We start from the raw sequence: 21,428 nt of genomic DNA, 5'->3' as shown, positions 1-21,428 counted from the left end.
TTCTCCGCAGACGATGATTAGCAGACAGACGAAGTGGAGACCCTGGATTATGGCACTGTCTGTGAAACGTCTGGGTTGGCTTCCAGCCCCACGACGATCCTTAGCTCAAAGCGTGCGAGCTTTTCCACCCTCCGTACAAAGTGGTCGTAGCTCTCCAAGACCGGTTCACGCAGCAATTCAATCGTGGCAGTCTGCTTCCCTATTCTGCCGCGGCCTTGCCCGTCGTCGCCGTCCCGTTCAAACGAAAACGACATCGGAAGCGCTAGCCCGAATACACGTCCGTCACCCAACTGCGCCGCCGTTATGTAAATCCCATCCTGATCGTGCAGCTCCTGGGTGGAGTTCCAAACCACACCGAACGTCGCGTCTGTCCCGCCTTCCAGATACTGCCAAGTCTCATCAATGGCTTTGCGGTTCTCGTAGAGCGCTTCGAGCGAGACGGGAATATCCTCGGCGTTAGCCGCGTCCAAGATGCCCAGATAGCGACGCACCAGTCCGATGGCACGAATATGGGATGGCATCGGCTCCATCGTAAAGGCCCCGTCCATCAAACGTTGGCCTTCTGTCGACGTGACCACCATCGTGGATGAGCCGCTGCCCACTATTTTTGAAACCAGCAGGCCCGCCAGCCATTCTGTCGCCGGATGCGGATCGTCCCACCGGAGATTCTGAGTAAAATTGCAGTTGTTGGGCCCTTCGAACGCAAGCGCCACGCGGCCCATGGGCCAACTGAACACGGCTTTTTTTCCGCCATGATCGAAAATGTCTCTGGGCGGGAGATACACATCCACTTCGACAGAGACCCGCTCCTCCGAATTGTAAAACTCGGCGACGGCCCTTCCGACTGGTTGCGGTGTAATCTTAAGCTCTCCAGGTCCCTCGGGAACGGGGAGAGGCAGATCGATCTCAAACCTGCGCTCCATCATAGTCACGGACACGCCTTCAAGTGGCGACAGGCCAAGAAAGCCGTCAGCAAGGCTTATCGCATCGATGGCCGCGATATTGAGCGTTCCAAGGATACGAACCTCGTTGAAGCCCAGCTCCTCGATTTGTTGCGCCTTCGCATCGGCGTAGCTCTTCATGCCATCTGGCACAAAAGACGCGAGTGCGGCCCTCAAGGAAGGCGGCGAATACTCGATCTTGTTGCCCGCACTTGTGGCGAACGTCAGGGTCAGTTCGTTCAGTGCTTTGTCGGACCCCGTCGCCGCCCGCAACCTCGCGAGAACACGTCCCAGCGCAGCGCTTTGAAAATGAATCAAGTGCAAGGCGACGAACTGATCGTTCGCGTCGATTTTGAAGACGCATATCATGGACGGCCGCAGGTCGCGGGCAAGCCGCTCCGCAACCGAAAGCGTAAGGACGGCCGACCTGCGGTGTGAACGGATCGTTTTGACCTGGACTGCAAGCTGCAACGGGGCCGCCCTGCGATCGAACGATTGCCATTCCCCGATAGCTGGTGGCGGGAATTCGACGATGAAGTCTTTTCCGGTGCGGTCCGGTTCGACCTTCGAGCAGCTCAGCTTTGCAAGTTCGCAAAGACGCGCAAACTCAATCTCCCCCAGCCGGCCAATCCGGTCGTTGTCTACCCCCTCATCAGTGCCCAAAACCGAATCCCACCCGCGCACTTCTCTTTCACATCATGACGGGACGCTTCACTAGGGGCAAGAGATCGTGGATCGGCACCGATGCCATCTCACTGGCCGGTTACGCCGAGGACAATATGGGGGCTGGGGTGCCAGACCCAGCGTGTCGATCCGGTGGCATCAGCTTTTCAGAAGGCCCGCTAGTTCGCCGACCGACAGGATTGTGGGCGCGTTTGCTATTCGGCAGAGTCTGAGCCTAGGGGAGCACTAGGGCATGGCCTATTTCGGTTCCGTCTGTGGAGCTGGAGCCTTTTAAGAAATCGAAGAGATGGGGAGAATGCTGGCTGGGCGGGGCGGTAGAGGAATGGGGGGGCAAAAGTAGGCTGTCGACAGCGGACCCTAGCGCGATAGGCGGATGAAATTGTCCACCTCATTGCTCGCACCCGGACCGACATGACTTCCGAGTTATCCAGTGTCGGCGATCGCAACAAAGACTTCGTTCACCCCACCGGCCGTGGCGACGAATTTGGCATGTTGGGGCGGGAACAGTCAGCCGAGTGCGAGAGCCGAAGGATTTCCGGCAGCGCGATATCTATGTTCCGGACCTGCATATCGACAGCATTCGGGTGCGAGGACGGAACTTCACTGACATACGCACTTTCCGATAAAAGTGGACCTGTGATGTTAGGAGGTGTGGGCCTGTTCCACTAGTATTGCAGCGAAAATCTCCCCCTTCTAAAAAGTCTTTATCACCGAAACGCTGTTGCCCTGAACTATCAAGTCGTAGTCGCTGTTTTGGAGTGTCCCTCGAGGGAAGGTCTCGGGAACCTCTGAGACAGCAAGTTTATACCCGGAGGCATCAAGCCACCGGATCCGGTTCGGCGATCTGACTGGAATGACGGCGTAACGACCCCGTCGGCCGTCGGTACCTGACAGCGTGGCTTGGATTGGAAGTCGCTGCTCCGTGCTTGAACGGGTGGCGCGAAGAGATCGAGACCATTCGAGGAAGTGGTTCGGGTTGATGTGATCCTCTGCCGACACATCCCCATTCAGACTTTCGTGGAGCCAAGCCAAAAAGGTGACGCGCATCGCAGTCGCTTCTGGTCGTGATTTCGCGAGGCCCATTGAGAGCGCAAACGCCACAAATGGGTCAAGAGTGCCCCAACGCAGCAGTTCCTTAGCCCAGAAAGCGAACCAGGGTAGTTCGGTGACCTCCTGCCAGCTATCCAATGTGGGCGTATCAAACGCACCCTCAGCCTTCTGCGTCCAAATTCGAGCGACAACGGCGCCCACAGCCACACCGAGCCTGAATTCCAGATTGTCGGTAGTAAAAATCTGCCAAGCACGCAGATCGCCAGGGCTTGGCTGCGCCGCGCCTTCGACCGCCATCCACCACGCCAAGACATGTCGCCAGTTTGCGTAGAGGTTGCGCCCCATCTCGGTGTCCCGCACCGAAAATCCGAAGCCCCCATCGTCTGCCACGACATTTCCCAGGCTAACCAAGACAGCCAGCCTGTCAGCATCCGACTGGGCGCCGTAGTTCCCAGTGGCCTCCAGTATCGTTCGCAGTCTGGTCGCAGCGGTTTCAAAACGTCTGCCCACATGAGGGGAATAGCCATAGTCGTAGAGACGCTTGCGCTCCTCCGCATCGGGGTAAACAGTTTCAATGACGGCGTTGCCACGTTTGATAAATGCCGTCTCCATCCAGTCCTGGTGGACGGCGGAAACGCGAGTGAACGTTTGCCGCCAGAGAGCGGCCAACATTGCCTCGGTGGCTGCCGGGGTCGCTGCTGCGCCACTGATGGCTCGAGCCTCCTCAACGGCCGACAATATCATGGCATCAAGTTCATCAACGCTGTCCGCGAGCTTGGCGCGTGTCGTAGTTCGAGCTTGCCCAGCCAATGCCGAAATGTCGCCGGGCGCGACTGTCTCCAGCCAGTTGATGAAATCGCTGTTGTCATCTATTCCCGGTAGACGCAGTGCCTGCTTGCGGATTTCAGACATGAGCAGCGCGAGCGGACTTGAAGTTTGCCCAGCTCCTGCACCGGCCAGACGCGCAAGCAAATCATTGTAGTCGCTCCGGAATGCCCCTAACTGTCTGTCCTGCGTATTTACTTTGCTTGGGGCCGTCGTTGATCGAACCAGCGGCAATGCAACAAGGGTTAATCCCTCCATACCCCTCGCCGCGCCAGGCCGGCCCGCTCGCCCCGATAGATTACGAAACTCAGACGTCGACATCGGATATTCGTGTCGCTCCTGATTTTCGACGTCGAAGGACGTTCGCTTGAGCGAGGGCAAGAAGATCATATCGAAAGGTAGGTTGACCCCTTCAGTCAATGTCGCGGTCGCAACGGTTATCCGACAAATCGAACGGTCAATCAGGGCCACCATCATTCGCCTTAACCGCTGAGGCATTTGACCGTGATTTGTAGCGATGCCGCGGTCGAGTAGACGCAACTCGTAGGAATCCCGGCCGCAGTAATCCAGGCATACCGAGCGTGCCTCAGCAAACAGTTCAGCGTCCGGGCCTTCTTCCGGGGCAGAGAAGGAGGGCGAATTCTCCCACCCGGCCTGGTCGAAGGCTTTCGCATACCACCCGATTGTCACTTCAGGTGACTGTGTGAGCGAAATCAGGATGCGCCGCTCGCCGTCACTCAAATGCAATGCTGTCCAGAGAATGGTGTTTTGCATATAGTGGTTGAGGCTGTCTCGGACCTTGGCCAAAGGATCGGGCATAGGTGGAATACGGAGCGGAATGTAGACCGCTCCAGCATCTTCGACGTTCAAAACATGGTCGTTCAGTCGGCTCAGCTCGATACGGGGTGCGCCCTTCGAGATTTGAAGAATGCCAAGGGCCTGACGTGTGCTACGGTAGTGCGAGCCGACAGGCTCCGCTTCGTTGTCGGACTCAATCCAACGAGCTACTGGGCCCGCAGCACCGCCGGCAACGGCTGTCAACGCCAGCCGAACAACGTTCGGCTTGCGAGCCAGAAGGCGAGACACAAAGCTTTCCAGCCGGATAGCACGGTTAGTGTGCTCAGCCAGGCTATCTCGCTCGCGGTCGTTGTCCTCAATCACCACCTGATGGGCTTCATCAAGGATTAGGAGGCGTAGTCGCGCGAGCAGCATCGGTCCAAGATAGCGCATCAGCGCTTCGGCCTTTTCGACCGTAGCGATCAAAACCGTTGGTTTATCCGACGTAAGCCATGCATCCGTGACACCCCAGTCTGATCCTCCATATAGGCCAGTTACCAGTACCTCTCGCCCTAACTCCAATCCGAGTTTGGCCTCGACTTCGCTCGCAAGAGCACGGGAGGGCACGACATAGAGTGCAAGGGGAGCGAGTAGGTCATCGCTCCCGAGAATTAAGAGCTCCTTGAGAATGGCGAGATTGGCGACGAGGGTCTTTCCGGATCCGGTGGGGGTGCAGAGTGCAAAAGATGAGTCATTGACGAGGCGCTCAATGCCTTGTTGCTGCGACTGCCAAAGAATCCCGCGCCCCCGGGAATACTGGCGGCGGGCAAATGCCAAGGCGTGAAATTCGTGGGCCGGAGCCAAGGCAGCAAGTCGCCTTAGCGGATCGTAAATTGTGGCCTTGCCAAATTTTTCGCAGGTGGCACGCAGAAAATAGGCCAGGAGCGCGACGTCGTCTGATGCAGAGCGGACAAGAAAGCGCTCTACGTCTTGGAGCCTCGTCAATGCCGCGTCAAATCTCTTCGTGTCACCCCGGCGAAGAGACTGGGCAGCCAAACCGATGCTGCGGACAAGTTCGACGGTCCCAAACCATGCGGTGCTGTCGCGTGTGTCCTCGCCGAAAAAACGCCTCGAAGCCCCTGGTTCCGTCAGGGACCTGTTTTTGGCCCAGAAACGCGCCGCTTTTCGCAGAACACCATCAAAGTCTGCCCGCAGGAAATCCGCAAAAAGGCGTGTTCCTCGATCGTCAGATGCCACCTGGCGTAAAAGTCCAGCTGCCATGGCAGGTAAGCCCCCCAGCTGGTAGCACCCAGCTGCCAGGAGCGCCGCTGGCGTCTCAGCACCGATCTCATCATCAGATCTAGCCAACCATTCCAGGAGCTCTCCAGCACGGCGAAAGGCCAGGGCCGCCGTTTCGGGGTCGCCTTGCTCAACTGTGGTCAAGATGCGTCCAGCACGGATCAAGTGTCGAGCCTGATCAAGTGTCGTCCGCGAATCCCGTTCAGACCATCGAATTGCCTCGACTTCCCAGGTCAGCTGCATACAGCGAACAAACGATCGGGCCTGCAACGAGCTGAGCGTGCCTTCCTGGCCTAGGTCGTTCTGGATCGCGGTAGCCAGTGCAATGCGTTCGTCGTCAAATTCCGGCATCGGGTTTGTCCTTTGCCCATAGAACGTCATAGATGGAGTTGATCACCTCATCGCCGTCTTCGATGATCATTTCAACGACCTGCAAATCTCGGCCGGCCTTATATTCCTCGGGGATCGTTTTCCAAGGCAGAAGGGACGTTTGTGGCTTACGCTTTTTCGATGCACCGCCGGCCAGCAAAATCAGATCTGTTCGCTCGACTGGATCGGGGTTTCGATGTGCGAGGATACGATCGAGCGATGCAATTATAGAAGCGAACTTTGACGGCTCACGATCCAGCAGAATGGCTTGGAGCTGCTCAAGACCCAAAGGTACATTAAGCGCCCGGTTGACTTCGAACCATACACCACGATTGTTGTAGACCTTGTCCCCTTCCGGCCCTATCTTGGGTCCCAGCATGACGGTGGCTAAAGTCGAAGCGTTCCAAGTGCCTCGCCACTTGGCTTCACCAGCGATGAACCGCACCACCTTGCCGTCCTTGTCGACAACAATAGCGATGAAATCGTCACCTTTGCGTCCAAGCACCTCGCGCTTACGTTCGGGGTCCCGGTTCAAAGTGTAGATGTATTGCCCGGCATCTTCATGGTTGCGGAAGAGGAACACCGGGATCAGCCATTCGTGCTTGCCGACGAACTCGTACGCTTCGGTGAACATCCCTGACATTACTTCGCCAAACAGGCCCTTGCGGGTGATCAGGGGAAGCGCATTGGGATACTGGCAATCGCACCCTATGTCCCCGTCGTCTGGATGGAGGCTGATGCGGGCCAGGCGATGAAAGCACTCACGAGCATCCAGGTGAGCAGACTCAAAATAGGGGACTATCGATGCCTTTATTTCATCGTCGATTGCCTGCAGCTGTTCCAGCAGCAGGTGACCGTAATTATCAACCTCACTGGAATAGTCATCAAGCCACTTGAGCAGCGCTTTTTTTGGAGGTCGGACACTGTGCATGTTTTACTTCAAGGCAACGTAATTTATGCTTGAGGCGGCTATTGCTGCCTGTAGATTGGCTATGCAGTTTGTGAATGGCACCGGCAGCTCAAGTCAAGGCGCGTTCTCCAGGTTCAACAGAAGCTTGCACTACGGCTCCGGAATTACGCTTGATGGCGAGAAGAAGGAAAATGGCGCCCTAGTTACGTTTACTTTCCGATCCCAATATGGCCGTGTCCGATTTATGCTCGAAGTTACAAAAACCAGACGGACGGCATCCCACGCCATGCAGGTCGTTCGTTGGGCGAATGGTGATGTCCGCTTTCGGGAGTTCGCCAAGGGACGTTTAATGACCTGGATGGGGCGCATAACGGCCACTCTAAGCCCATACACGATGCCTACGATGGTAAGGAAACGCCCAATCGAAACTTTAGAAAGCACCCATTCCTAGCTTTCCATACGGAAGCTGCGCTCGCGCTTTCGCGCAACCATAGTCCCGAAGAATTGCCGAACAGGCCCCATATTTGCCAGCTCACGATGGAGTTTTCCCTCTGTGAAGAAACCGGCATCCGCGATCAAGAACTTGCCGTCACTGCGCCCTTTAAGCCAGCATTCGGGCGGCAACACATTATCATTAGGCCGCTTGTCAATCTTAAGATAGATGACGAAACTTCCGACTGAAAAACGCACCGAATTAATGCCGCCATGGCGTGCAGGTACCGGGGCACGGTAGAAATACACGTCGCCATCAAGTTCGACGAGACGGATCAACGCAATATCGAGCGTCGAAGGGATCGGCCCGTTGCCGAGCGCCACATCCTGTAGCACCGAGGCGTAGGGCCCGATATTGATGCGCCCGAACTGGGATTGCGTCGCAGTATATTTCCAAGCGATGCCGGCGGCGAAGCGGAGCATTATATCGCCGTCGATCGCCCCTATATCTACGATTGAACCCAGATCAGCCCGTATCGTACGCAACCGCCGGAGAAGTCTGAAGGCATAACCCTCATAACGGCCGAGAATTCCATCGCAGGTACCGCACAGCAGGTTAGAGTCATAGACGCCGGTATTGCTGACCTGTGGCTTCGTCATCTCCTCATGGAGAATCAGATGCTGCTCTCCTCGATCGGCTTTGACCTCCATTACGAAGGCCTCCGGAATTAGGTGCGCCTTGATGGTCTTGCTAGACCCGCAGTGCCGACATGCCATAGCTGATGCGACCTCAATCATTTGATAATTTCTGCGGCACCTATGCTCCTTCCATGCTAGGTCGAATCTTGGCGGTTTCTGTCACGAGCTCGAAGGCAGCGGCAGCAATCTCTTCGTTGGGGACGGGCGTGGCCTCCTCTGGCCCCATCATCATCTCGTAGTGCGCACCATGGTTGGTCGACTCGAAGATCAACTTGAAAACTGCGAGGTAGCGCTCCACGGTCGTATCGTCGGCTGCAACATAGAGGTCGTCCGCGAAGTTATGCGATCCGTCGTTGATCCACGAAAACAGCGATGCGCAGATCTGCTGATCGCGTCCTTCGAACTTGGCAATGACGGCATCCTTGTCCATGTTTCCGAGGATGGTGAAGTAGTGCTCCAAAATCCGCCGCAGGACATTCTGGATCGTCAGGTTTGATCGATTAGAATTCCTGACCTCGGCCCAGAGCAATTCGTACGAGGTGCGGATAGGATTCCTCTTGTAGCCTTCGACGATTGTGGCAGCTCCGGCTTTGCGAACGACCCAGAAAGTCTCGTGTGTACGGCGTTCTCCCTGCTGCCGCTTCGGATCGAACGACACCTCCTTGTGGAAGTAAATGTTGTGGGTCAGCACAAAGACCTGCTTCACGCGACCGTTGCCGTCGACGGCCTCAGCCAAGACGCGCTTGATAAGCGCGCTAACGATGAAGAGCACGTCGCTGTCGAGGCTTGATACCGGATCGTCGAAGACGACGATGCGATCGACGTTCACGCCGCTGGCGGACGTGCTACCCCGGATTAAATGATAGAAGTACAGGAAGGTGATGAAGCTGCGTTCACCCTCACTGAGCGTCTCCCGGGCGTCGCTGCCGTCGCCACGGACAATGGCGTAAAATTGCTGCTTATCACCGGCTGTCGCGAGCCTGAAGCTGGTGAAGCCGAAGGACGCGAGGGTTGCATTGATCTCGGTCACCGTGGGCTGAACGCTGGTCACCTGCTTTTCGAGGTCGGCCAATGTTGCTTGCGCTGCGGTTAGGACCTGGGTCTTGGCCTCGATGCCGGTGGATATTCCCGCGATGGCCTTATCGAGATTGCTCTTGGCGCTCGTATATTGCCCGATGACGTCCTTCTTCTCGTCGGTCAGGCATTTCCAGATTTCGGAGGTGAGCGTCTTGCGCTCAGCGACGAGATTATCGACCAGGGCATTGTGTTTCGCTATATCGCTGTTCGCCTGTTCGATGATGGTGGTCACGGCGGCCAAAGGCTCGGCGAGCGGCTCCAGCTTTACCGGTGTGCTGGGCTCCTTCCGCTTCCGTTCGATATGACCCTTGTTGAGAGTGATGAGCGTGCGCAGTCGATCGCAGAGGGGGCGCAGCTTCTCCACGTCGATATGCGGGCTCCCCGATGCGAGAACGGCATCGATCGTGGCCAGGATTGCGTTGGCGAAAGTGCGATAGGCTTCATCGGCGCGCGCGATCGCCTCGATGTCGGCGAGGTATGCTTCGTCGAAGAAGGCGTTCAGCTTGGCCAGAAGCTCCTCGTCGAGCGGCTTCTGGCAAAGCGGACATGGCGTGCCCGGCCCTTCCACGTATCGCAGTCCCTGGCGCACCCAATCGCTGTTGCCGAGGCGGCGAATGAGTGCGCCGATATCTATGTCCTCTTTGCCGACGACCTTCTTGGCGAGTACGGGCTTCTGCTCGATACCGAGCAGGTCCTCTGCGGCAATCGTTGGCACGGTCGCCAGTCGAGCGACCCCTTCGGCGAATACGGTTCGGGCGCGGGCCATCAGATCGTCGACTGGGTGAACAGCCGCTTGGTTGCCGTCTGTCTCCTCGAGCACCTTGTCGCAGAATCTCGTGCGCGAATTGCGCAAACCTGTGAATGCGCCCTGGAAGTGGGGATCATGCGTGGTCTTGATCTTCCAGCATTGCTCTTCGAATGCATTGCGTAGGTCGCGAACTTCGGCCCGCTTGCCGCTTGAGTGATCCGCGGCCCCGAGAGATGTTTTCAGGCTGCCGATCTGGGTTTCGATTTCGGCGACCTTGGCGCGGGCTTCTTCGATCTTTTCGAGGGTATCAGCCTCAACCTCTCCGAGAGTGAATATGCCACGAAGCTCAGGGGTGAAATTTCGATCAACGAAGTCGCTGTTGTAGACGAGTGTTTCAAGGGGACGAGCACCGCGCCAGTTCACGGCGCAGGACAGATGCTCATTTGGGTCAGCAATGACCCGAGAGATCGTCGTCTTGCCTGATCCGTTTGTGCCGAACAAAAAATTGATTTGGCTAAGGTCATAAAGACGCTGCGGCTGTTCCCCATAAGTTGCCACTTTGGCAATGCTTACTTCTTCAAGCATCGTATCCCCCACATGGCGACATTGTTGTTTATTTATCGCCAAGCCCGAGAGTGATTGAGCGTCAATGAGACAGAAAAATCAATCCGCCTCTGGCCGACTGGGTAGCAAAAGAGGCCATCGAGGGCGGATCGCGAAACGCCGTGAGAGGTCCAGAATGCACCATCAAACCAAAAAACGCACGAACACGCCGATAGCCGCCGCTTCTTCGCCTGAGGCCTTTGTGGAGCGTTTTTGTGCAGTAAACTTCGGTGTTTAGCGTTCTGAAATACGGCAGATTTCGAGGAAGTTGGCTCATCGATTCTGTCGGAGTCCAGCACTTGAACGGTATCCAGAAAATCCAATAAAGTTGGGGAGCCAAAGCGATGATCGCCGAACAAATCAAGAACATTTATTGTTTGTAAGGAAGAATAGTGTCAATCTGACAAAAATTTACCCAGAGGATGATTCGGGCCATATCATGCGAACCAAAAAACGGACGGAATTTAGCAGGTTAAGGGAGCAGGCGGGGCTCACTTTAGAGGAAACCGGGGCCCTTCTTGAGATTTCCTCCCGCACTGCCTACCGCTATGAAGACGGCACGTCCCGAGTTCCCAAGCTGGCCCTGAAAACCCTTAAGGTTGCTGCCGAACGCCGAATTCAGGAATGTGATGCCGGCAAGGCTGACTTCCGCTTCATTGACCTGTTCGCCGGAATAGGTGGATTAAGGCTTGGCTTTGAAAGCATTGGCGGGCATTGCGTCTTCACATCCGAGTGGGACCCGCACAGCCAGCAGACCTATTCTCTGAATTTCCCCGACAATCATCGCATTAACGGTGACGTGCGCGAGTTTTCCAAAAATCCGGACCTGATCCCGGAACACGACGTTCTGCTTGCCGGATTTCCCTGCCAGCCGTTTTCATTGGCGGGGGTTTCCAAGAAGAACTCTCTCGGTCGGCCACATGGCTTCTTGTGCGATACGCAGGGGACGCTGTTTTTCGATACTGCCCAGATCATCGCCCACCACCGGCCGGCTGCGTTCGTTCTGGAGAACGTCAAGAATCTCGAAAGCCATGATAAGGGCCGCACGTTTGCGACCATCATGAACGTTCTTCAGAACGAGCTTGGCTACCATGTCCAGCACCGTGTAATCAGCTCGGAGCCGTGGGTGCCGCAGAAACGTGAACGCGTATTTATCGTGGGTTTCCGCGAGCCGTCGAAGTTTGACTTCAGGGCCCTGAAACTTCCGGCTGCGAAAAGCGGCCCGAAACTCGGGACCATTCTCCAGCCCCATGACGAGGTTGATCCGAAATACACTCTTACCCCGCGCCTGTGGGAGTATTTGCAGGGCTACAAGGCCAAACATCAGGCGAAGGGCAACGGTTTCGGTTTCAGTCTGTTTGGACCCGATGATGTGGCCCGCACGCTGTCCGCCCGCTATTACAAGGACGGCTCCGAAGTTCTCATTGATCAGCCCGGTAAACGGCCGCGACGGCTGACGCCGCTTGAATGTGCGCGTCTGATGGGTTTCGATCGCGGCGACCGGCGCTTCCGGATCGAGGTATCCGATACCCAGGCATATCGCCAGTTCGGCAATGCCGTCGTGGTTCCGGTTGTCGAGTTTGTTGCCGAGGCCATGAAGGCTGACATCGAGACGGCACTTGCCGCAAGCGGGGAGCACCCCGTGTTTTCTGGTTCATCTTTTGCCGTGACACGTCCAGTTTCCCCATTGGCAGCCGTTCATGGCTGACATTGTTACCCCGGAGGTTCGCAGCCGGATGATGGCTGGCATCCGGGGTAAAAACACCAAGCCGGAAATGACGTTGAGACGTGGTCTGCATGCGGCCGGGTTTCGTTTCCGGCTGCATGATCGAGCCCTCCCAGGAAAGCCTGATATTGTTTTCCCGAAGCACCGGGCTGTTCTCTTCGCTCACGGATGCTTCTGGCACGGACACGATTGCCATCTGTTCAAATGGCCTGCCAGCAGACCGGATTTCTGGCAGGCCAAGATCCACAGGAATCGTGAGGTTGACGCTCTTGCTTCTGCCGCCTTGCAGGCAGCAGGATGGCGTCAGGGAGTCGTCTGGGAGTGTGCGCTGAAAGGTAAGGCCCGGTTGCCAGTCGAGACCGTCCTTTCCGAGTGCGCGGCGTGGCTTCGGTCCGACAGTCCGTTTTTCGAGATCAGGGGGAGCGCATAGGTCATGCGGCGGGGGCTGCTTTCAGATTATTTTGACGGCGTGGCGGTCAAGCGGCTGAGTGCCGTCGAGGCTAACGTCCTTCGTTCGAACCAGCACGAATTTAACAGTTCGAAGCAGCTCAAAAGCCTGCTCGGGACACCTGACCGGGTGCAGTACCAGTCAATATTCATCTGGATCGGCGGTGAGCAGGAGGCACTTTCCGAGGAAGGCTTCCTTACCTGGTATCAATCCCGGAAGCCCCCGAGACGGGAGCACAGGCTTTACTTTCCGACGAACGCGGTATGCGAGGCCGCCGCCGAAGGTGACGTGTTGTTTATAGCGAGGCGCACCGACAATACACTGATGGCGATTATTGTCCCCGGAGACAGCACGATCCAGAACCAGTTGCTGTGGCTGTTCGGGCTTGAGGCGCAACCGGCATTACAGTTTGAATCGCTGGAAATCAGCAAGGACAATGCGGCCGAGCTGGACTTTACCGCGCGATATATCCTCGACGAGCTCGGGATCGAGGTCGAGGAACCGGAGGCCGATCGTCTCGATACGCTGATCGGAAGATTCGGGCTGGTGTTTCCACCGACCCGCGTCCTGTCGGAACTTGCCCGGACCTCACTTTCGCATGTTTCCGCCGCCGATGATCCGGATGCTGCCCTGATGGCATGGATCGACATGGAAGAGCAGCTGTTTCGCCGCCTGGAACGGCATGTAGTCGCGGACCGGATCAGAAGCGGCTTTCATTCCGACGACGAGAGGGCGGACGTTGACGGCTTTATGGGCTTTTCCAAAAGTGTCCAGAACCGACGTAAAAAGCGTGCGGGCCTCGCACTCGAACATCACCTAGAGGCTGTCTTTTCTGCCCATAAGGTGCGGTTTGATCGTGAGGGCGAAACGGAAAACCGCAACAAGCCGGACTTTCTCTTTCCTGGTCAGGAGGAATACCGGAATCCGGTATTCCCGGCCGCTTGCCTCACCATGCTCGGTTCCAAATCAACGCTGAAGGACCGCTGGCGTCAGGTGCTCTCCGAAGCTGAAAGGATCACGCCAAAGCATCTGTTGACGCTGGAGCCCGGCATCTCGGAAAACCAGACCGACGAAATGCGGGCGAAGCAGCTTCAACTGGTGCTTCCGCAATCGCTCCACTCGACGTATCGCGATAGCCAGCGGGGATGGCTTATGACGCTTAGAAATTTCGTGGAGCTGGTGAAGGAGCGCCAGCGGGTAGAATAACTGTCAATTTTCGTGCGTCGACGCGAGCATTTCGCGGAGATCATCAACGGAATATGGCGGATTCCGGCGATGGGCGACCGAATGGCAGTTGGGACAAAGCGGCGTCAGGTCCGTTCTCGGATCAATGATGTAATCTTCCCCGAGCTGCGAAACCGGCGTGACATGGTGAACCTCTATAAAACCGGCAGCAGCTGAGCCGTAGCGCTCTCCCATATCCAACTTGCAGGCCTTGCAGGAATAGCCATGAATCGCGAGAGCGGCGGCACGGTTGCGTCGATCTCTTTCGTAGCGATTGACTTGGATGCGGGCCCTTGCTCCTTCCGGGAGGCCTGATACTTCAACAGACGTCTCAGCGCCATCGTCGTCAGCCTCCACGGGTAGCAGCGCCAGAAGGGCCGCCGTAACCCTGGAAGTCCAGAGTTCGACCTGACGAGCATCTTCTTCGGTGTTGCCCTCATTGATCGCCAGCATTCCCCGGCGCACATCAAGGCCAAAGCTGCGCCAAGGCGTATCCCAGATCGCTGAATCATCTGGCGAATATGCCGTGCCATTGATGGTCAGAGTAATTTCGGCCTCAGCATCGCGACACACATCCATCACTGCCCGGAAGGTACGACGGCCGGTCTCGTCTGCCGAGCCCATGGCGCTCATGAGATCACCGGCAAAATTGCCCGGCCGGAAATGCACATCCAGCCGCCGCCATCCTATAAGGGTCCGTAGCATGAAGGTCTGGCCGGGAGGATAGCCTGCCGGCTGAAGTTCGAGCCAGCGCGTACCGTCGTTGTCTCTTCCTTCCCGGCCGGAAAATTCCAACCCGGTTTCAGCGGAGATCCGCTCCGCAAGCGAACGTGGATCAGGCGACATCCTTATCCACATCAGGTTCGGGCAACGTTTCTACGAGCTTTTCCAGAATGCGCGAGACCTCAAAGCGCATGTCCCGGAACATCGAGGATGTGTGGTCCTGAACTGTCGAGAGTTCCGCAACGGCCAGCGCCCACATCAGCGAATCCAGCCCCTGCATGGTCACACTGCGATTGAGGTTCGGAATGTAGACCTTCTGGTAGTAGGGGTGGCTGGTGTTGATCCGGATACCCTTGTGCCCCTCGATCAGCGCCGGTTCGAACAGCAGACCGTTGTTGATCCCCTCCACCGGCTGCACGAAAACTTCACCAGGTCTTTTGGCGGACGTTATCGTCAGCTTGAGCCGGGTCGTGCCATGCTTGTTTTCAACGACGGCTTCACCGGTATTCGGGTCCGCTATGTTGACTTTGGGGCCGCCGGCCGCCGCCTCGCGATTGCGAATGTTGTTGTTGGAAGTGTCGTGCGCGCCCTCGCCCTTTTTGGACAACAGCTTCTGCTGTCCCTCTCGTGACCGGTTGTTTGCCTCGCGGCGTGGCGCAGTCAGGAACTCGCTTTGCAGCCAGCTTGCCAGATCATCATTGAGAATAATCTGGGATTTCTTGATATCCAAGTGGAAGGCATCATCCAGCTTGTGGTCGAATGAGAATTCGACGCGCAAGCCGGTCAGATGCGGCTCTTTCTGGTAAAGGCCGAGCCAGTCAGCATCATGGATCAGGCGGTTTTCGCGATAGATGTATATGCCCTGCCGGTCATTCGAAAGCTTCGCAGCCGAAGCAGCGGCATCATCCGGGAACTCCTCACGACGGGGCAGGATATATGCCCGTGCCGTGAAAGAAGCCGTTCGTTCATCCGGCAGTTCTGTCTCAATGGTTTCATTGGCGACCAGCTCGGAGAGCTTTGACTGGAACGGGTCCCATGCCACAACGGGTTTGCCGTTCAGCATGATGGCGACGTTTTTCGCCCGCTTATCGTCCGGATCAAGGAAGCGCTGGTAGACCATGGAAAGATGCTCGCGCAGACCATCTTCCTTTGCCTTGAGAGCCTTCCGTGCCGGTGCGCCTGACTTGTCCTGATAGTCCTTGATCAGGCGGTCGACATCTTCCCACAATACAACGGTGCCTGCGTGGCCGGGAGCCACGGCATCAAGCGTTTCCAGCGCTTCCGGATCGCATTCCTCGTTCAGGAGCAGCGCCCATTTATTGACTTTGGCGACGTGGTAGAGGTCCCAGGTCGCCATGAGTGCCGGTGTATTGCCGTCCGGCCGGGAGATTACCGAGAGCTTCTTGCAGAAAGCCGTCGAGGCCGTTTTCAGGCCGAGACCATATTTGCCGAGGCTGGCGGCGCTGGGCCTGGCTTTCGAGCCGTATTGCATTGCATTGATCAGGCCATCCCGGTTCATGCCGTCGCCGTTGTCGGCAATCATCAACCGGATGTTGCCACGCAGATCGGCGGCGAGCCAGAGTTCGACCTGGTTGGCGTTCGCGGCAATGGAATTATCCACGATGTCGGCCACGGCGGTGTCAAATTCGTAGCCTGTGTCACGCAGGCCGACGATAACGCGCTCCGGGTCCGGTGGCAGTTCGATTTCCTGAATGCTGCTCATCTTCCCCCCTGAATTTCGATCACGCGCCAGCCCGTACCGAGCTTGAGGACGCCCTTTGCCCGTTCTGCCTGCTGTTTGCGCTTGTGAGTGATGCGATAGCGGTCATCGTCATCTCTCACCAGAATGATTTCGTCGCCAGGAACCAGATTTGCCTGGCGTATGTACTTGGTCATTCTGGTCAACCTGTACTCGTTACGTGTACCGTCAAAAAACTTGTTGTTGTAATAGATGAAGGCAAATTCCCGGAAAGTGCCGCCATCATCCACAAAATTCAGGTGGCATCTCGGGTTGTACTGGACCGGGTCGAGGCGAGGAAAGAACGACAGAAGCCGTTCCTCCCTTGGCACCAGGATGCCCGCCTGGTGCCCGCCTGTCTCACCCGTGTCGTTGGCGCTCAGCACCTTTGCAATTGTCTGCTCTGCCATATCCTGCCCGTTAAGCCCCCTTTGACGGCGAGCGCATCAGCGCTGCGACGATATCGCCGTAATCATCTTCCCTGCCTTCGAGACCCACGACCGCAGTGCCGGAAATTACTCTCTTGCGTGTGAGCCGTTCATCCACCACGTCCTCGACCGTATCGGCCACGAGTAGCCGGTGGACTGTCACAGGCAATTGCTGACCGCGCCGGTGTGCGCGCGCAGATGCCTGGTCCTCCAGCGCCGGGTTCCATTCCGGATTATAGTGGATCACATGGTTAGCGGCTGTAATGTTCAGGCCAGCGCCTCCGGCCTTCGGGTTCAGCACAAGCGCCGCGCCGCCGTGGACGGCGCTGAAGCGGTCAATCAGCGGCTGGCGATCGTCAATAGGCAGACGACCGTCGATGACGCCGGCAAAAGCTCCGAAACGGGCCTTGATGTGCCGTGCGATCATATCGGCCATTGCCGTAAATGACGTGAAGATGATTACTTTCTCGCCGCGTGTGAAAATCTCTTCCACGATCTCGTCCATGCGCCGGAACTTCGAGAAGGACATGGCATCGGCCGTGGCGGCATTCCCGCTCATCAGGTCCGGGTGAGCGCAGAAGCGGCGCAATGATGTCAGCGCGACGAGCGTCGCGGCCGCACCATATTCCGCATGGATGCGTTCGCGCTCGGCGTCATAGGCCGCGATCTCGCCTTCATCCAGCTCAACCACTTGAGGGATGTCGATCCGGCTTGGCAGGTCCTGCGCTACCTCCGCAACGCGCCGGCGCAACATGAGAGGCGAGACCAGCGGTTCCAGCTTTGCCGCGCCATCAACATCATCGGCATATTCTGACCCGAAGGTCTTTGCGTCACCGAGATAACCGGGCAGCACAAAATCCACGATCGACCATAGATCGAGCAGGCGATTTTCGACAGGGGTCCCTGTCACGGCCAGACCAGCCTCACGCTGGAGGCGTTTGACGGCTTTGGTCCGTTGGGCGTCGGGATTCCGGATAAATTGTGCCTCGTCCAGCACGATTACCTTCCAGAGGATCATGTTGAGCAGGCTGTTGTCGCGCACCACGTTGTCATACGAGGTCACGACGACATCATAATCCTTCAGTTCCGACGGCCGACCCGTTCGAAGTGCTCCATGATGCTTCAGCACACTGAGATGCGGCGCGAACTTCGCAATTTCCCGTCGCCAGTTTTCAAGCAACGAACCGGGCGCAATGATCAGGGCCGGCCGCAGCGGCGCGCCACCGGAATCGCTGAGAGCGCTAATAATCTGCAAGGTTTTGCCGAGGCCCATTTCATCGGCAAGCAGTCCGCCGACACCTTCGACAAGGAGGAACTTCAGCCAGCGCCAGCCGGAAATCTGGTACGGATAAAGGGTTGCCTGCACCCCGGCTGGCACATCATCGCCGGGTGGTGTGAAAGCGAGCGGCGAAATCGCTTGGTCAGCTGTCCGGTCCTCGATTGACGCTCCAGTTCCCGCAGCCTTGCGAATGGCAAGAAACGCCTTGAGGGAAGCAGCTGCCCCGAGTGTTACGCCTGTGCTTTGCACCAGTTCGCGGATTTCGGCGCTGGCTGCCGGCTCGATCGGATACCAGACGCTGTCAGCCACCTTGTGGCCGCGTTCCAGGTCAGCGAGATCAAGCGGGACTTCCACGCCCCGGCTGGTTGATGTGATGCTGTAGGAAGGCGCTTTGTTATCGCTGCCTTCCGAGATCATCAGGGTTGGCACAAGCGGGTATCGCGAGGGGCGGAGACCATCGACGCTTGTTGGTATCCAGTCGGCCGAGGGCCGCTTTTCGACAAGGGCGCTGTAAATCTCGTCGGGCGACAGAAGACGTGTATCTCCGGCCTCATCGATGAGCGAAAGTGCACCTCCCTGAATTTCCCATCCCGGCGTCGTCATAGTCCCCTGAAGCTCAAGTATATCCGTAGCCTAATATATCGATTGCAAGAGCTACATGAAAGGCACCGGCTCAAATTGGACTGTCGAAATTCGTCTTCTGCAGGTTTCCGGGCGAAAGGTGTGCATCTGATTCAACAGTTTCACCTCTCATGCAGAGCGCCGGACCGGGGGGCAGTCGGTCCGGCTTCCCCTTCGGACCACTATGTTGAAGCTCCTGCGGCGGCCCGGTTTCCCGCTCCGGCGCGACGAGAATTCCCGAAACCCCGCCCTACGGACGTCGCTATGCTGATTTCTTCGATACTCTTCAATTTCCTAGTTTATTCTCGTCGCACGGCGCCCTCGGCTCCTCATCTCTGGCTGGCGCGGAGTGTTCCGCTTTATGTTCTAAAGTCTTGCTAAGGGCGTTGCCCTCGCGCCAGCAAGGTAAGTGGAACCGCCCGGGGCGGTATCCCCAGCCTTCCGCGCCCCAAGGGGCTTGTGCAGGCCGGGTGATCCCCCTCCACCCCGGCCGCCCTTGCTCGTTGCTACCCCAGTCTCGGCGACGGCCAGAAGGTCAGGCGCGGCGTTCCGCTTCGCTGACCTTCAGACCCGAGGATCAGAGACATGACCAACGTATCCGACAGCACCCCCCGCATCTATGTCGCCTGCCTTGCCGCCTACAACAACGGCTATCTGCATGGGGCTTGGATCGACGCGGATCAGGAAGCGGACCAGATCAGGGACGAGATTGCCGCGATGCTTGCCCATTCACCTATCGAGCACGCCGAGGAATACGCCATTCATGACTATAAGGGCTTCGAGGGGGTCAGCATGTCCGAATATGCCGGCATCGACACCGTGGCGCGGATGGCCGCGTTCATCGCAGAACATGGCGCACTCGGTGCGGACCTGCTGGAGCAGTTCGTCGGTGACATGGACCAAGCCGAAACCGCCTTACAGGACTGCTATCATGGTCAGTACGCCAGCCTGGCCGACTACATGGAGGAATTGACGACCGAGAGCGTCACGATCCCCGAGGCGCTGCGCTACTATGTCGACTGGGAGGGGATGGCACGCGACGCCGAGACGGGCGGCGACCTGTTCACTATCGAGACCGCGCACGGCGAGGTCCATGTGTTTTCCAACAGGTGAAGACATGACTGCCTGTCCGTGCTCATACGGGCAGGCATCTCGAAAGCACCGGCTGTCGCCAAGCTAAAAACACCAAAGAATGATCGGGTTAGCCGCTCAAGGTATCTGCTTTGAGCGGCTTCTATATTTCCAGTGATCCTTGAACCTCTTTTTGCCGGGTGCTGCCCAGCATCGCGGCTTGGGGAGGTGACGCCATGCTCAGCATCGATTGGCGATCTCCGGCGGCATACGGGCACACAAAGCACATACCTGCCGCTGGTTTCGCTTGGGAATATTTGCGCCGCAACGACGAATATCGTCGGGACTTCCAGACCATCGCGTTGAACGGAGAGCCTGCCGCCCGCGAGCATCAAGCGTTCGCGCATCGCTGGGGTTTGCGATTTCCCGTGCGATCCCGACGCGCCGCATGACTTGCAATCGCCGATCTGGAGTCCGCGCCTTCAACCGCAAGCCGTGATGTTGTCGCCGGTCGATCACAAGGACGACGACACCGAACCCATACTGACGTTGGCGCATCTCGAAGGCCTCGACCTGCGCCGCGCCGCCGATGGCTGGCACGGCATCTGGCAGGTGGATGGCGTCGCGCACCAATTCTGGCTGCCCGAGGCTGCGCCGGACGCCGACGCTTTCTATGCCGTCACCCTGCTCATGGATTCATTTATGGAACTGCGCGCCTACGCGGCCCGCCGTCTATGGCGATCCCTCAACGGTCGCGCGCCCGGTCCCGATTTTCGGGCCGTTCCCGCCCAACTCCGGCAATGGCATATCCTGTCCCTACGCGCGCTCGACGCTCGGCTGCACGGCGAGAGCTATCGCACCATCGCCGAAGTCCTGCTCGGTTTTCGCGGCACCAAGGAAGATTTCGAGAGCGACCCGCGCAAGAACAAGGCCCGCCGACTGGTTGCGCACGGCATCAAAATGATTCGCGGCGGCTATCGCCTGCTGCTCCATTATCCGATCAAGCCCGACAAGCGTTGATCGTTCTCGGCCTTTGACCTCACGCCTTGTTGGCTGCCTCCTGCTCCAGAATCTTTCGATAGCCCTCGCGCGAAAGCCATTGCGCGCGTTCGACATGGCTTTGCCAGCAACGGCGTGTCTGAAGTTCTTCGGCCACCGGATCGCGATGCAGCACGATTTGCGCGACTTCCTTCCAGTCTGCGCCCTCGGCCTTCGCATCGAGAAGTCGCAGATAGGTCACGAAATGCCGTTCGTCATAGACGGTTATGGCGTTGCCGGTCGGCGCTTCGTCATCCACATCGGGATCGAGTTCGAGATGTTCCTGCACAAGCCCCACCTTTCGATGCAACAATTCCGACAGTCACTCTGTGAGTAGCATGATCAGGCACGAATAGGAACGATCCTTCCTAGAAGGATCGTTCCTATGCTGGTTTCCATCTCTTCATGGATCTCATGGATCTCAAGGAGATCATGGCGAGAAATCTGCGTCGAATACGTCATGATAAGAAGCTGACGCAAGAAGAACTCGCGGATCGCGCGGGCCTGAGTATGCGCTATGTCGGCGCAATCGAACGAGCCGACGTTTCCGCCAGTGTAACTGTGCTTGGCCAAATCGCCGACGCCCTTGAAATCGATCCCACCGAACTGCTGAAAAAGACCTGCAAGCCGGCGTAACTGGTAACCTCGAAGTTCAAGCCCCAAGTTTTGGGGCGCACGGTAGAAACAACCGATACCAGCTAGACAGCCGGAGGGGTGC

Annotated in this window: 17 protein-coding genes; 7 read left to right on the top strand and 10 right to left on the bottom strand. The window is 57.5% G+C overall.

Annotated elements, in window-relative coordinates; translation table 11 throughout:
• Window positions 1–47: 47 nt before the first annotated feature.
• The 5 genes from FPY71_RS17920 to FPY71_RS17900 form a co-directional block, all read right to left on the bottom strand.
• Window positions 48–1,604, bottom strand: a complete 1,557-nt coding sequence (locus FPY71_RS17920) for a hypothetical protein (RefSeq protein WP_149301714.1) — start codon at window positions 1,602–1,604, stop codon at window positions 48–50.
• Between the two features lie 714 nt (window positions 1,605–2,318).
• Window positions 2,319–5,927 carry a DEAD/DEAH box helicase gene (locus tag FPY71_RS17915; protein ID WP_149301713.1) on the bottom strand — a complete coding sequence of 1,203 codons (3,609 nt, stop codon included), beginning with the start codon at window positions 5,925–5,927 and terminating at the stop codon, window positions 2,319–2,321.
• The gene (locus tag FPY71_RS17910; RefSeq protein ID WP_149301712.1) at window positions 5,914–6,876 is read right to left on the bottom strand and encodes an aminotransferase; all 963 of its coding nucleotides are present in this window, start codon (window positions 6,874–6,876) and stop codon (window positions 5,914–5,916) included. The genes FPY71_RS17915 and FPY71_RS17910 overlap by 14 nt, the downstream gene beginning before the upstream one ends.
• 426 nt (window positions 6,877–7,302) lie before the next feature.
• The gene (locus FPY71_RS17905) at window positions 7,303–7,998 is read right to left on the bottom strand and encodes a hypothetical protein (RefSeq protein ID WP_149301711.1); all 696 of its coding nucleotides are present in this window, start codon (window positions 7,996–7,998) and stop codon (window positions 7,303–7,305) included.
• Window positions 7,999–8,104: 106 nt separating this feature from the next.
• Window positions 8,105–10,396 carry an AAA family ATPase gene (locus FPY71_RS17900; RefSeq protein WP_149301710.1) on the bottom strand — a complete coding sequence of 764 codons (2,292 nt, stop codon included), beginning with the start codon at window positions 10,394–10,396 and terminating at the stop codon, window positions 8,105–8,107.
• A gap of 457 nt (window positions 10,397–10,853) precedes the next feature.
• On the opposite strand from FPY71_RS17900, the gene dcm reads away from it, so the two are divergent.
• Genes dcm through FPY71_RS17885 form a run of 3 tightly spaced genes read left to right on the top strand, consistent with a single transcriptional unit; the run spans window position 10,854 to window position 13,794 of the window.
• Complete coding sequence (gene dcm / locus FPY71_RS17895; protein ID WP_149301709.1) at window positions 10,854–12,122, top strand: DNA (cytosine-5-)-methyltransferase; 1,269 nt, start codon at window positions 10,854–10,856, stop codon at window positions 12,120–12,122.
• Window positions 12,115–12,570 carry a very short patch repair endonuclease gene (locus FPY71_RS17890; RefSeq protein ID WP_149301708.1) on the top strand — a complete coding sequence of 152 codons (456 nt, stop codon included), beginning with the start codon at window positions 12,115–12,117 and terminating at the stop codon, window positions 12,568–12,570. The genes dcm and FPY71_RS17890 overlap by 8 nt, the downstream gene beginning before the upstream one ends.
• Window positions 12,571–12,573: 3 nt before the next feature.
• Window positions 12,574–13,794, top strand: coding sequence for a type II restriction endonuclease (locus tag FPY71_RS17885; protein WP_149301707.1), 1,221 nt, complete (start codon window positions 12,574–12,576; stop codon window positions 13,792–13,794).
• Between the two features lie 3 nt (window positions 13,795–13,797).
• Here FPY71_RS17885 and FPY71_RS17880 read toward each other — a convergent pair whose 3' ends face one another.
• Genes FPY71_RS17880 through FPY71_RS17865 form a run of 4 tightly spaced genes read right to left on the bottom strand, consistent with a single transcriptional unit; the run spans window position 13,798 to window position 18,583 of the window.
• Window positions 13,798–14,658, bottom strand: coding sequence for an HNH endonuclease (locus tag FPY71_RS17880; protein ID WP_149301706.1), 861 nt, complete (start codon window positions 14,656–14,658; stop codon window positions 13,798–13,800).
• Window positions 14,648–16,258, bottom strand: coding sequence for an ATP-binding protein (locus tag FPY71_RS17875; protein ID WP_149301705.1), 1,611 nt, complete (start codon window positions 16,256–16,258; stop codon window positions 14,648–14,650). Before FPY71_RS17875 ends, FPY71_RS17880 begins: the two co-directional genes overlap by 11 nt.
• Window positions 16,255–16,683 (bottom strand): EcoRII N-terminal effector-binding domain-containing protein, encoded by a 429-nt coding sequence (locus FPY71_RS17870; RefSeq protein ID WP_149301704.1) that lies wholly within the window; start codon window positions 16,681–16,683, stop codon window positions 16,255–16,257. Before FPY71_RS17870 ends, FPY71_RS17875 begins: the two co-directional genes overlap by 4 nt.
• Before the next feature lie 10 nt (window positions 16,684–16,693).
• Window positions 16,694–18,583, bottom strand: a complete 1,890-nt coding sequence (locus FPY71_RS17865; protein WP_149301703.1) for a DEAD/DEAH box helicase — start codon at window positions 18,581–18,583, stop codon at window positions 16,694–16,696.
• 603 nt (window positions 18,584–19,186) lie between these two features.
• Here FPY71_RS17865 and FPY71_RS17860 point away from each other — a divergent pair.
• From FPY71_RS17860 to FPY71_RS17850, 3 genes are all read left to right on the top strand, one after another.
• The gene (locus tag FPY71_RS17860) at window positions 19,187–19,714 is read left to right on the top strand and encodes an antirestriction protein ArdA (RefSeq protein ID WP_149301702.1); all 528 of its coding nucleotides are present in this window, start codon (window positions 19,187–19,189) and stop codon (window positions 19,712–19,714) included.
• A 194-nt stretch (window positions 19,715–19,908) separates the two neighbouring features.
• Window positions 19,909–20,124 (top strand): transcriptional regulator domain-containing protein, encoded by a 216-nt coding sequence (locus FPY71_RS18735; protein WP_149301701.1) that lies wholly within the window; start codon window positions 19,909–19,911, stop codon window positions 20,122–20,124.
• A 46-nt stretch (window positions 20,125–20,170) separates the two neighbouring features.
• A complete protein-coding gene (locus tag FPY71_RS17850; protein WP_149301700.1) occupies window positions 20,171–20,692 on the top strand; it encodes a DUF2285 domain-containing protein in 522 nt (173 codons plus the stop codon).
• A 19-nt stretch (window positions 20,693–20,711) separates the two neighbouring features.
• Here the strand turns inward: FPY71_RS17850 and FPY71_RS17845 are convergent, their stop codons facing one another.
• Window positions 20,712–20,999, bottom strand: coding sequence for a DNA -binding domain-containing protein (locus tag FPY71_RS17845; RefSeq protein WP_149301699.1), 288 nt, complete (start codon window positions 20,997–20,999; stop codon window positions 20,712–20,714).
• A 125-nt stretch (window positions 21,000–21,124) separates the two neighbouring features.
• On the opposite strand from FPY71_RS17845, the gene FPY71_RS17840 reads away from it, so the two are divergent.
• Window positions 21,125–21,346 (top strand): helix-turn-helix domain-containing protein, encoded by a 222-nt coding sequence (locus FPY71_RS17840; protein WP_149301698.1) that lies wholly within the window; start codon window positions 21,125–21,127, stop codon window positions 21,344–21,346.
• Window positions 21,347–21,428: the final 82 nt, after the last annotated feature.

It is taken from the genome of Aureimonas fodinaquatilis, assembly GCF_008369445.1.
Classification (GTDB): Bacteria; Pseudomonadota; Alphaproteobacteria; order Rhizobiales; family Rhizobiaceae; genus Aureimonas; species Aureimonas fodinaquatilis.
Note: the sequence above shows the minus strand (reverse complement) of the source record. Positions and strands in the feature narration are given on the sequence as shown.